Annotated in this window: 9 protein-coding genes and 1 pseudogene; 1 reads left to right on the top strand and 9 read right to left on the bottom strand. The window is 34.1% G+C overall.

All coding sequences use genetic code 11. The features are described from left to right. Positions 1 to 55: 55 nt before the first annotated feature. Positions 56 to 838: a hypothetical protein gene (locus ACOALF_RS00220; RefSeq protein ID WP_419241460.1), complete on the bottom strand. Its 783-nt coding sequence runs from the start codon at positions 836 to 838 to the stop codon at positions 56 to 58. 326 nt (positions 839 to 1,164) lie between these two features. After that, positions 1,165 to 1,827, bottom strand: coding sequence for a hypothetical protein (locus tag ACOALF_RS00215; protein WP_419241459.1), 663 nt, complete (start codon positions 1,825 to 1,827; stop codon positions 1,165 to 1,167). Positions 1,828 to 2,128: 301 nt separating this feature from the next. Here ACOALF_RS00215 and ACOALF_RS00210 point away from each other — a divergent pair, with 301 nt between their 5' ends. Continuing rightward, positions 2,129 to 2,719, top strand: a complete 591-nt coding sequence (locus ACOALF_RS00210; protein ID WP_419241458.1) for a recombinase family protein — start codon at positions 2,129 to 2,131, stop codon at positions 2,717 to 2,719. Here ACOALF_RS00210 and ACOALF_RS00205 read toward each other — a convergent pair. The 7 genes and pseudogenes from ACOALF_RS00205 to ACOALF_RS00175 form a co-directional block, all read right to left on the bottom strand. Next, a complete protein-coding gene (locus tag ACOALF_RS00205; RefSeq protein ID WP_419241457.1) occupies positions 2,688 to 4,676 on the bottom strand; it encodes a sodium:solute symporter family protein in 1,989 nt (662 codons plus the stop codon). The two genes, ACOALF_RS00210 and ACOALF_RS00205, sit on opposite strands and share 32 nt — an antisense overlap. A 57-nt stretch (positions 4,677 to 4,733) precedes the next feature. Beyond that, positions 4,734 to 5,948 carry an IS256 family transposase gene (locus tag ACOALF_RS00200; RefSeq protein ID WP_419241131.1) on the bottom strand — a complete coding sequence of 405 codons (1,215 nt, stop codon included), beginning with the start codon at positions 5,946 to 5,948 and terminating at the stop codon, positions 4,734 to 4,736. Positions 5,949 to 6,481: 533 nt separating this feature from the next. Further along, entirely contained in the window at positions 6,482 to 7,054 is a 573-nt protein-coding gene (locus tag ACOALF_RS00195; protein ID WP_419241456.1) for an NUDIX hydrolase, read from the bottom strand. Positions 7,055 to 7,593: 539 nt separating this feature from the next. Next, a complete protein-coding gene (locus ACOALF_RS00190) occupies positions 7,594 to 8,730 on the bottom strand; it encodes a hypothetical protein (RefSeq protein ID WP_419241455.1) in 1,137 nt (378 codons plus the stop codon). A gap of 115 nt (positions 8,731 to 8,845) precedes the next feature. Then, positions 8,846 to 9,739: a tyrosine-type recombinase/integrase gene (locus ACOALF_RS00185; RefSeq protein WP_419241454.1), complete on the bottom strand. Its 894-nt coding sequence runs from the start codon at positions 9,737 to 9,739 to the stop codon at positions 8,846 to 8,848. Positions 9,740 to 9,774: 35 nt separating this feature from the next. Continuing rightward, complete coding sequence (locus ACOALF_RS00180) at positions 9,775 to 11,733, bottom strand: VapE domain-containing protein (RefSeq protein ID WP_419241453.1); 1,959 nt, start codon at positions 11,731 to 11,733, stop codon at positions 9,775 to 9,777. A 1,081-nt stretch (positions 11,734 to 12,814) separates the two neighbouring features. After that, positions 12,815 to 13,273, bottom strand: a pseudogene (locus tag ACOALF_RS00175) (PDDEXK nuclease domain-containing protein); the annotation flags it as partial. Positions 13,274 to 13,336: the final 63 nt, after the last annotated feature.

Here is a 13,336-nt window from a genome sequence, read left to right as displayed (position 1 = left end):
GAATGGATACAGAATAGAAAAAATGCGTTCCCAGCCACACTAGTGGCGGACACGATTAATTTTGTGGAAAGTTAGCAATACCACGCCTATTACCTATTATAATCATATTCTGAATTAGCGTATTAAGAAGATTAACCTGATTATGGACATTATTAGCATGAGTTTTAGCCTCAAAAGCAGATATATTAGCTTGATTAAACTCAGTTAGAATATTGGCATGATTCGCACGATAATTCGCAATATGCTCCCTAGTGTAATGCATACCAAGGATTGGAGGATTCATACGATTTATTATTGGTTGAATATTAGCATGTCTAGCATTAGCCTCTTGTGCAGAGTTTTGAGCCCTATTAGATTCACCTTCAGCATTATTAAAAGACTCTTCAGCTCGTCTTCTAACACCACTCGCTAAATTTAAATCACCTAAAATTGCCTGATCAATAGGTAGTGCTGCTACACCTTGCACATTAGCTCGAACAGCTGCTGCACGAGCCTGAGCATTTTGAGCATGTTGAGCAATGTAACCAAACATGACAACGATTCTATCATATATAGTACGTGCGATTCTAGAATCAGTTTCAGCAAGAGCAGGCTGATTGTTAGCCCAGATGGCAGCGTCATTAGCACCATTACGCATAGAGTTAAAGGAGTTTAACAATTCACGATTATAATTAGCCAAAAGTAGATTATTATTTCCCTGTAGACCATTATAATCTGCTATAAGCGCATCACGTGCTTGAACATACGGATCTGGTGGATTCATCATTCCCATTAACGAAACTGGTATGATAATGTAAAACAAAAATTTTAAACCTTTAATATTGATAGAATGCGTCATTACGATTAATGATTAATTGTTAAATGGTATATAAAATAAAACCTTAGTTAAAAAATATAGAATAGAAATAAAATTAGTTTAAGTTAACACACCCTACATTGCAAATATAGGGCTTAAGATTACGGCATGAATGCCTTAGCCACAACTAGTTTTCAACTTGAAAGTCTCCGAGTTTACCGTCTATCGATTCATGTCTATCACACATAACCCTTGATCGGTTAATACTGCACATATACATAACTAACTATGTTGAAACGACGCACTGCAAGTGCGGGGCTTTTCTCCCAAAGTGGGACAATAAAATAAACCTGTTAACTAAACGATATCTATAAAACATCTCCGCCTGGCCCTAATTCTAATCTAGCTCCTTTTTCTCTATCATCAGTTTTAGGCACTGTTTCTGCTAGAGTTGAAGCGTCACCTCCTCCTAGCCCTCTTCTAGCTCTTTCTCTGTCATTGGCAGTTTTACGTGTTGCTTCTGCTGCAGCTTTAGCATCAGCAGCAGCCTTAATGGCATCCTCAGCAGCCTGCTGTTTAACGATAGCAGCCTGCTCTGCAAGATCAGCCACACGTTTTATGCCAATAAGAGAATCTTCTAGAGACTTATGATATACAGTATCGCTTCCTGGCAAAGGAGATTCCTGTCTAGCTCTTTCTCTGTCATTAGCAGTTTTACGTGTTGCTTCTGCTGCAGCTTTAGCATCAGCAGCAGCCTTAATGGCATCCTCAGCAGCCTGCTGTTTAACGATAGCAGCCTGCTCTGCAAGATCAGCCACACGTTTTATGCCAATAAGAGAATCTTCTAGAGACTTATGATAATCTGAAGTAGAACTACTTTGCGTAACCGATACAGCTGCCCCAACATCTTGTCTCTTTTCGGATGTTCTATCACCACCACCATCCATATAATTTGGGTTCCCTATTTTGTTACACCCAGCTATCCCCATTGTATAGCAGCATAATAGAACTTTAAAGTTATTCGCGTTCATTTCAATTTATGTTTAGTTTAAATTAAAGCTAATTTTTATTACTGTAACAACTTAACAATTATTACATAATTTTACAAATTATTACAAAATCTGCAAGTAACTACTATACCCATACAACATATAAATATTTTGCATACTAACGGCCCACTAAATTAGTTTCTAAATCAAATTTTTATATACCTATTTGTGACATAGATTATGTTACTGAATAAGTAACAAAAATAGCATTTTATAATGCGGTATTGTTGGTTAATATTCTTATGTTTCATAAACGAACGTTTTTGAAACATAAGAATATAATATGCTTATAGGGTACGCACGTATATCTAAGTCGGATGGTAGCCAAACACTAGACTTGCAAATAGATGCTTTAAAAGAAGCAGGCATATCGGAAAACTATATCTACAAAGATGAAGCTTCTGGCAGTATAGATGATCGACAAGACTTAACCAATTGTCTCAAAACGCTTAGGGAAGGAGATACGTTAGTCGTATGGAAACTAGACCGGTTAGGTAGAAACCTAAAACACCTCGTCAATCTAGTACAAGAACTACATGACAAAGGGGTGGGGTTAAAAGTACTAACCGGACAAGGAGCAAACATAGACACTACTACGCCTTCTGGAAAAATGGTGTTTGCTATATTTGCTGCTTTAGCTGAATTTGAAAGGGCTTTGATTCGGGAAAGGACTATAGCGGGATTGGCCGCTGCAAGGGCTAGGGGCAGAAAAGGGGGAAGAAAATTAGCTATAAGCAAGGTTCAGCTCAGTTTAGCGCAAGCAGCTATGGAAAATAAAAAAACCAATGTCAATGACTTATGTAAAGAATTAGGGATTAGTAGAACTACATTATACAGATATCTTAACCCAAATGGAGCATTACGTAACAGATAGATTTTGAGTCCAAAGTAAAGGTACGTTCTTCCTTAGCTCTTTGCAGTAGAGATTGGCTAAATACATATAATTTTTTCTGATGTTGCTGTATAGGTAGATTTTTTACATAGGGTTCCAATGCATTAGCCATATCTTGTAGTACCTTTCCGCTATAGGTAGGATCTAATCGATTCCAGTTGGCTTGATTGTGTAGTGAAGCTAGCGCATACTGTTGCTCATAGCTTCTAGTTAATGCTATAGTTTGTAATTGTATGTGATTTTTATTCCTTAGATATCGATATACTAGGCAGCTGAGTAGAATAGTTAACCCTATCATTGTTTCTATGGTTATCAGCTCTTTATAACTTATAAGGGATAGATAGGGAGGTATCCATCTATGGATAAATAGCGATGTAAATAGCATAAATATCATTATAGTATATGGTAGTAATAGGCTACTTAGACCTATATTTACTATAAAAAATGCGCAAGATATAGGGGAAAAATGGCTCAATTTCATATATGTTATGCCAGTAATACAAAGGACAGTACATAACAATATAGGCCATAACCCATGCAGAAATCTATTTCCTCCTTGTTTATAAGTGTGAAAAGTAGGATATAGGGTTACTATTGTACCTATAGACATGGCAGATATATACCAATGAATGTAGGAAAATTCATATACTTGTTCTACGTAGCAAAGTAATATAGAGCTGTAAATAATAAAATAAATGCCTGATGCTATGAAGGTAATAGCGTTTTTAGGAAATATATCCTTCCAGTAAGATGGAGTAAAAATTGATTGAAAATAGTATAGTTTTCTTACCCACCAGCGCTTGTTTTCTTGATTTTGTAGTTCTACAGCGCTATAATCTTGGATTCCCACCCAACCTTTACCGGGTTGTTTAGGTAAGAGGCGATGCATAACAAGTAAAACAAGTGAACTAAGCAACAGAGACTTAAAAATATCTTTTTGTCCTATCGGTTGTACTTTTATAAATATGTGATAGGCTGTTATAGCAGTACTTATACCCATTGTACATAATACCGCAGCAGAACTTGGCCTAAAGCCAAAACAAGATACTATAAATGGAACAGTGATAACAGAGGTGTAAAATAGTGTTGATTTATTTAATAATTGTAAAACACTAGTCGTATACAAAACACAAAAGACACTGATCAAACCTATTAGTGAACAGGTGATGCGTACAGTAGTTAGAGAAGGGCTTCGGAATATTCTATTTGACCTAAATAGAAAAGGCCATAAATCATTAACACATAAGACAGAAGCAGCATGTAGATTAGAATCAGCAGTAGACATTAGTAGAGCAATAATATCTGTTACCAATAATCCCTTTATGCCTGGAAAGTATGCAAGACGTATGACATAGTCTAGTACATCTTGACCAGGATTAATTGTATGCCCACCTATATATAACGATGCTACAATAGTTAAAAAAAGTAAAGGAAAAATAATACGTATCACTGCACTAATTAAAAATACTTTGGCTGCTTGTTGTACAGAAGAAGCCATATAGATACGCTGGACACGTGCTGGGTCAAATGGGAACACAGTATGCCAAATAAATGTAGCTAACGCATCTTTTAATGTATTATTCCATGTACACACTGTTACTGGATCAAATTGTGGCATCATCATAAAACTTTTCCAATGTGTAGACGGTTGGGCATGATACAAGAATGTACAAATTAAAATAGGGAAACAAACACCAAAAAGAAAAAATTGATAGACATCTGTTAGTGCTACAGCCCTAGCTCCGCCAAAGGTCGAGTACAAAATAACCAACAAACCTATGATCATTGTTGAGAAAGCAGCAAACTCTTTTATTTCAGGGAATAGAAGAAGTGATACATTCATGCCTACTTTAAACTGAGCAGCCACTAAAGCAACGGTTTTTATAACTCCAATGATAGCTGTAAGTATTCGAACTACTTGACCGTAGAGATGTCCCATAGATTCGGCTATAGATAGATGTTGAGCCTGTAAATTATTTTGTGTAAGTGCCGTTTTTTAGGAGAATCTTCCCTCAAATTCGATAGCGAATCGATTCAGAGCCGCTCTCCAATCATGTAAAGACATAGTCCACTTTTGTGATGCCTTCTGTATGGCTAAATATACTACTTTTAATGCAGATTGGTCATTAGGAAAAATTTTACGGTTATTGATAGATTTTCTAATAACGCTATTGAGTGATTCAATGGCATTGGTCGTATAAATAATTTTTCGTATTTCATCAGGATAGTCAAAAATAGTTATAATGTTGCTCCAATTTTTATGCCATGAACGACTAATAGCTGGATATTTTTTATCCCATTTTTCACTAAAAATAAGAAGTGCTTCTTCCGCTTGCTCAAGAGAAATAGCGCGATAAATAACTTTAAGATCCGATGCGACGGACTTCATGTCCTTATAGGGTACATAACGTAACGAATTACGAATAAGATGAACAATGCATAACTGAATTTTGGTTTTTGGAAATACTGTATTAATAGCATCTGGAAATCCGGTTAATCCATCAACACAAGCAATAAAAATATCCTTAATGCCACGATTATTTAACTCAGTTAATACTGAGAGCCAAAATTTTGCACCTTCGGTTTCTGCTATCCACAAACCAAGTAATTCTTTTTGCCCTTGACAATTAATGGCTAATGCCAAATAAATTGATTTGTTGATTACGCGTTTATCTTGATGACACTTGATAACGATACAATCTAAATACAATATGGGATATACTGTTTCTAATGGACGATTCTGCCAAACAGTAATCTCCTCAATAACAGATTCAGTTACTTTCGAAATTAAACTGTGTGATACCTCTGTACCATACAGCTCTTTGAATGTATCTGAAATATCTCTGGTAGTCATCCCTCTAGCATAAAGAGCCAAAATTTGTTCATCAAATTCAGTGAAGCGAGTTTGCCCTTTGCGAATGATTTGAGGATCGAACGTGCTGTTTCGGTCACGTGGCGTATTAATTTCCATTTCGCCAAAATCACCCTTTAATCGCTTAGGAGAGTAACCATTACGGCTATTTCCCGTGTTCCTGCCTTCTATAGCATGCTTTTCATAGCCAAGATGATCCTCTAATTCTGCATCCATAGCACGTTCTACCGTGATTTTTAATAGTTGCTTGCTGAGAATAGCTAAATCTTTTTCACTCTTAATAGACTTCGACAATTCATTTAGTAGATTTGGATCTATATTTATTTGTTGTTGTTCCATTGCTTATGACTCATTTATAACTAACGATTTAATCCGTTAGATTAGTTAATAATAAGCATTTACACAATTTTATTTACAAACTCTAGATGTTCCATGAACTCTTTCATCCTTGGAATAATAAACGTGGAGGCTAAATAAAAACTAAATGGTCCAGTTAAATCCCTGACCAACATGTATAACCCTTTACAGGCGTAGTCATTTATTTTATAAGTTAAATGACCTCCACCATAAATAGTAGCTATCATTGAAATAGTAATCACAAACGTTGACATTTTCCTATTACCTACTGCATAGTCTTTAAATGTATGAATGCCTTTACTAGCGTATAGACCAATAACTAGCGTGATTATTAGGAACGTTATGATGATGATCAAGTCAATATCCATTTTATATCTCTATTTTTTATGTTTTTAACAAAATACTATAATCAATCCTCTATTGAATAACGAGATTTCAAGATTAGATTAGATTTTTTCAATTGATAATTGAATGACTTAGATTTATAAGGAAAATATTTGACTGCTGTTGAAGCCTTACATTTTAAGATAAGGTAAAATTCGCTTACATTCCTCTAGATATACATAAGCAAGTTCTTGGTCTCTATTTAAAACCATATATTCAAATTCTGAGAAATTCATTAACTTGACTTCGCTTACTTCATTAGGATTAAACTGAATATCACATATTTTGAAGTTATACCAGCCTAGATAGACATCATTAAATTGACGATCTATGTAGTTAGGATGTAAAACCTCATCTTGTCTAATAGAGAATAAAAACTCTAATTTTATCTCTTTAGGATCTATGCGCAGTTCTTCTTTTAACTCTCTTTTTACTGCTTGTATACTTTCTTCTCCCGCATTAACATGACCCATTACAGAGATGCTAAGCATATTTGGGAAACGACTTACATTATTAGAACGCTTTTGTATGAGAAGCTTATTAGAAGATTGTTCAAACAAATATAAATGAACGACACGATGTATCTTACCTAGTCTATGAACTTCTTTTCTGGGTAATATTACGCCCGTTTTATTTCCCTGTTCATCTAATACATCTATAACGTCTTCCCTTCTTTCAGAGCTATTATTGTTTGTACATGACATGCCTAAACTATATTTATAAAAGGGCTATGATTATGTTTAACGTTTTGACATTATGGCGTTATCTAATATTTGCTTGGTACAAGCATATATTATTGTATACTTAATACTAACTTAGTAAATATTAACCTGAGTTTCATGTTCAGGGTTAATGTGTATCTTTACACATGATAATCAATTACATAAACTATTATTAGTTAATTTTTAAGGGAGAAGAAATTGGAGTTTGCATAATTGTTAATTATCATTCTGAATCATCACTAGTATATGCTGAAATAGGCATTAAAATAGAAAGCATGTAAAACATGCAAACACTAAAAGAAGAAAAGATACTCCAGGTCAAACTTATAGTAAAAAAGGATAGCCTGCAAATCCATTTCACTAGAAACCACAGCACAGAAAATATAAGTTCAATCACGGTAAATTATTTTAAGGTATACACTTGGAAACCAAATAGCTATAAAGTGTTTTAATCCATAGAGGTTTTTACACGAAATTTGTAAGATTAAGGGCTGACTTATACAAATTATCAGTACTCTAATTTATGCGACCTTATCCCGCATGTCCGTAGCGTCAAAACGCAGTTTAGAACTAAAACTGGGTAACTTAGTTGCTCTTTTCTCTAATTTTTCATTCCTAGACAACATAAAAATCAACCGGGCTAACTCGTCAAGAACGATAGCCATTTTTACTTCCGAGCCAAGAGCTGGTCCAATGGTATCAAAACCATATGCCTGAGCGGCAACTGTTCTGGTCACTACATCCTGTCGATTGATATAGGGGCTGTTTGTCACTGCCAAATAATTTCCAACAGAAGGAGCTATTTTAAGCCATGCTTCTACGGTATCATCTGTTGTAGGGCGAAGATTATTTTTGATAGGTGCATTAATAAAATGCACTTTGATTTGTTGCTTCATAGCTTCAGGTAACTCTGATTGCTCCCAAATAAGTTGTATCATTTCACACTCTGTTTTTGGAAAATCTAAAAGTTTCCAATCTTTTCGTATTTTTAACGGCGAGTTCTTATCTTTTATCAGCTCATCTTGATTTTCACGTTGTGGGTCTAAAGGCCGCTCACCACTCAAGAAATAAAGATCCGAAAATCGTACCCCTTCCTTCCACTGTTTGATCAGATAGTAAAGGCGAATACGTACCGCTGGTAAAAGAGCACCGTGGACAATCGCCCCTGTATATTTCTGAAAATGAGCAGACTTTCCATTGATAAATCCTAAATCAGCAAGAAGGGGCTGAAGGCTGTTTCTTAATGGTTCAAATCGACTAGTTTGCGCTTGCCAGCGTTCCCCTTTTCTTAACAAGTTGGCTTGAGCCCATGCGCTAATTTCCTCTATGGATTTTTTAGATGGCTCTTGCATACCTAAAATCTGCAAAAGTTGACAAAGCTTTGGTTGTGGTTTCCCATCTTGACTAAAGAAAATCCCTGAATACCCCAAATGAAGCAGTTTTTCTTCCAATTGCACTATAATGGGTGATAGGTTACTAACTTTATCACCATTATTATTCAAAAGTTTTTTCTGCGTTTCTCTTGCTACATCTAAGGCTTGGTCATAGCGGCCTGCTCGTTCATATGTATCAATGCGTTTTTTAGCATCTTGTACGCCTGGATAAAAGCTGAGTAAGACACTAGCGATCACACTCCAAACAAAAGAAATACTTCGCATAATATTTTTTAAATACCTTAGAAACTCTAAGCCCATATAATATAGAATTATATTAAAATTTCTTCAAAATAATGAACCAGCCAAAAATCTATTGTCGATTCAGCTAGAAAAATGTTTATGCTCTAGGATGAGCATCTTGAAATGCTTTTTTTAATCTTGTAACATCAACATGGGTATAGTGCTGGGTAGCCATTAAACTTGAATGGCCTAGTAAATATTTAATACTTAACAAACTAGCTCCATTATTCAGCAAATGGGTGGCAAATGTATGACGAAATATATGAGGACTATGTCGACCAGCTTGAATATTTGTTGCCAAATGTTTTTTGATTATGCGATAGATAAGCATGGGATAACAGGGTTTCCCACGGTCTGTAATGAATAATTCTTTTATAGAGCTGTAACCTAATGCTTCTTTTTGGGATAAATAAGTCTCTATCATTTGTTTTAATGGTTGTAGAAAGGGGATAAGGCGCTCTTTATTACGCTTGCCTAGAACCTTAATTGTCCTGTTTATAAGGTTGATATCTGTTATATGAAGAGACAAAAGTTCATTTAAACGTATACCTGTCCCATATACCATCTCTAATATTAACTTATCACGGAACCCAGAAAAATTAACCGGAAACACATATTGGTTTAAGAAAGATAGAAGCTCTTTTTCTTGAAAGAAAATAGGTAATCTTTTTTTTACTTTTAGACTTTTAAGTCCATCAGTAGGACGATCAACCATAAGCTCTTTTTTTTGTAAAAAAGTATAAAAGGTACGTAGAGCAGCGATTTTTCTATTGATAGAACAAGTGTTAAGCGCTTCTTTTACTAAAGACATTATCCAGTCACGTACATCGTGCATAGTTGCTGCTGTAAGTGTTTTTTGAGACGTTATACGTGACAAGAAGTGAGCAAACTGCATTAGATCTGTTTTATAGGCAATAACGGTGTTCGAGCTTACCCTTCTTTCTGCGGCTAAATAGATCTCAAATCTAGAGAGCAAATTTTGATTATACATAATTAATTTATGGTAAAATTTCTATTTATATTTGCTTATTCAACAGTACAAATCCAGTAGCCACTAATTATTTTGGATCCCACTCTACGGGATATTCTCCTAAACCCAAGTTTAGAGAGTGAAGAACCTATCAGCTTTGTGCTTAGCCTAATGGAAGTCCCAGAACGATTGAATAAATATTCCTGAATCTCTGTAGTGGTCATAAACACTCCCGCTTCGTTATTAGAAGAGGTAAGAAACCGTTCTATCAAGTCTGTTTCTGCTTCCACTTTCATAAACCCTAATGCATATTCTTTATTAGCTTCGATCTCTTTTAGCGTGAGTTCTCCAGATTTATTATTTTCTTTATATAATTTATATGCCTGACACCAAGCTTCTTCTAAAATGTCTGTAGCTGCATCGTCTATATATTTAGTTCCAGAAACCCGAAAACCTATCCAGCGACTATATCCAGAATCAGCATCTAAGAACTCCAGATCATTGGTAGTACCTAAAATAGAAGCTATCCTAGGTTTTGTCGTTTCTTCTCTTTCATAGGGTAGGCGAATATTTATGGATGGCAGAGATATCCATGATTTAATTTGACGAGATATATCTTTATCTGTAAGCTCATTTAATTCATCTAAATTGATGATAAAGCAAGAAGTCAATGCCGATTGAAAATCTTTCTCATGACGTATAATAATTTTTCCATTATAATAAGCTTTAAGAGCTGGAGGGCACAAAAACTGACAGAAGAAAGATTTGCCAATATTCTCTTTTCTAGAACTTAATATTAAAACATGCTTATTAATAGCATCATCTTCAAATACCGTACGAATAGCACGTATCATCCACTTTCTCAAGTGATTATACCAGTACGAAGCAGCAGAATCACTGGTATCTTCTAAAAAAACATACTTAGATAGCTCTAGAATATAGTCTTGGCCACCTAGATTGCTTCTGTCAAACTGAAGAAAGTATGACTTGATAGGGTTATACATCTCTACAAAAGAAGATTCTAAAACAGATCGAACATCACAACGGGATATTTTAATTTTATTCATTACCAATTCTGACCATACATCTGCGCTATTTACCATCTGCCATTGGTCCGTTTTTCCTCTTGCACAGATTTGTATATGGTGCTTAATAATGTTAAATCTAAATTTGTATTTACTACGTAAATAGTTTCTTACTTTATGTAAAACAGTGTTACCTTCTTCATATAGGACAATATCTTCTTCTAACTCTGTAACTTTTGAAGCCAACTGAATCGGTTTTAGACACTTATTTTTATTGATTCCTTGATCCAACAAGATCTGAAAAGTAGCAGTATATATCTGAAAATATTCTGCCAGATCTTTAATATTTTCTGGTAGTTTAATAGGAACTATACTCAAATCATCCATCAATCGGTTAGAAGCATTAATGCCTGATACATCATTATCATAGCAACATAGCAAAACAGACGCTCTGCCACGTAGTTCCTTGATGAGTTCTTTTGTTGGGAATTGATTTTCGGATTGCATAGCTATAGCAATAAAACCATGTGCATGAGCACTCATACAGTCCTTTTCACCTGCAGTAAACATGATATAGGGCAGATTACCGGATGGTAATTGAGACAAACCAAATACATCTGATTTTAGCTGATCTTTATATCCAAAATATTTTTCTTGACCAGGAAAAGACTGATCATTAGAGAAAGCAGCAGGAACTTTTGGAACATATATTTTTACCCTATCATCTATATGATAGCAAGCTGCTAGTTTTTTTGTGTAAGTATATTTATAGCAAATGAACTTGTACGTATTACTTATAAAAGAAACTTCTGCAACCTGTCTAACATCAAATTTTTCCAATATTTCTTGATTAATTTTAAATTGTGCCCAATAATCCAAAAAGAGTTTAGAAAAAGAGTTATTTTTTGAAAAAGGGATGTATTGAATTTGAAGATTTCTGGTGATACTAGATGGAAGAAGCGCATCAGCTTCTTTACAGTACCATCCCAATAAATAGACATACTTGGATTATTATCTTTTTTCGAGAATATAGATTTATGATTTTTTCGTATATTGGGATCGAAAGTAGGAACAAGATGTTGCATTAGTGCCACTTCATTGGCTCTATTAAGGATCATTTCTTTGGTTAAGTGTGTAGTATTCATGCTTGATTGCTTTTAAGATTTGATCCGATAGGTGTCCAACCTCAAAAAAAATAAATTTTTTAGCCTTCTTCGGGAGGCTTTTTTTATGCCTTTCCAACGGATAATTTTTATTGTTAAATAGTCACCATGCTTTGACAGCTCTTTATAAAATTTATAAATATTTAATAATGAGCGTTTTATACAATTATTTCCATCCAAAATTCTACTTAACATAATATTAATTATGTATATAAATAAAATTCTAGACTGTTAAACGATTTATCTATATGATAATCTCATTGGATGAACAAATACTTTGTGCTTATTGCCTACCTGTAGATTACCATTTTAAAGCATTAAATTAATTATTAATAACTAAAATTAAAAATTATGGCCTTAAGATTTAGTCAGACCCGATTTTATTCATTCGTTCCTTCTATTTTTGCATCATACACAAATAAACTTAGATAACTCCACAACTACCTTTCAATTAAATAAAAAATTCTATCACACAAACATTTATATCTATCTGTATATATCTAATATAGTCTCAAATGTAATCAGATTATTGCCTTAATCTGATTACATAAAAATATTTTTGATCTGATTATGAATACATAATGAATTTTGTAAGCAGAAGTAACTTAATTAATGATTAACTATATAAACTGAATATATTAAGCCTTAATAGAATAGTAAATGTAACTATTATACCCAATTTATTTGACTACATTATTATATATCAGAAATATATTTATAATTATATAACACATTTTCAGTATATTTTATAGGCTTATTGATGTAGTCAGATTCAATTTTTAACCTGACTACATCTGCTTACAATGATACACTATTGATCGACTCAAGCTGGTTTATAATGTGAGTCTATATGCTAAGAGACTATTAAGATGTTGCATAAAACATGTTTTCTGGTGCGACATGTGAGATCAATCATCTTCTATATCATCTAAACCCTTAGCAAGTTCTGCTTCCAGTTCCTCAATGGTTGGAAGGACTGTTTGTAATTTTTTAGGTAAGCTTTTAGTAAGCCTGTATGTTGAAAGGCCTATAGGTTTATTTATATCACGTAAAGTGTATTCTGCTAAAACGTCGACCTTAGATCGGCATAAAATTAACCCAATAGAAGGATTATCACTTGAGTGGCGTAATAAATCATCTACAGCAGAAAGATAAAAATTCATTTTTCCTACATATTCAGGCTTGAACTCTCCAGATTTTAACTCTATAACTATAAAGGAACGAAGCTTGATATGGTAAAATATCAGGTCTATATAGAAATCTTGTTCTTCAACTTGAAGATGATACTGACGACCTAAGAAGGCAAATCCTTCACCTAATTCAAGTAGGAATTTTTCAATGTGTGCAACTAGCCCTTTTTCTAATTCTCTTTCATGAGCTTCATCCCCAAGACTTAGAAAATCGAATAAATAAGGATTCTTTAGGGTAGC

The organism is Cardinium endosymbiont of Nabis limbatus, from assembly GCF_965196625.1.
In the GTDB taxonomy this organism is placed as follows: Bacteria; Bacteroidota; Bacteroidia; order Cytophagales; family Amoebophilaceae; genus Cardinium.
This window is presented reverse-complemented; position numbering and strand designations above follow the sequence as displayed.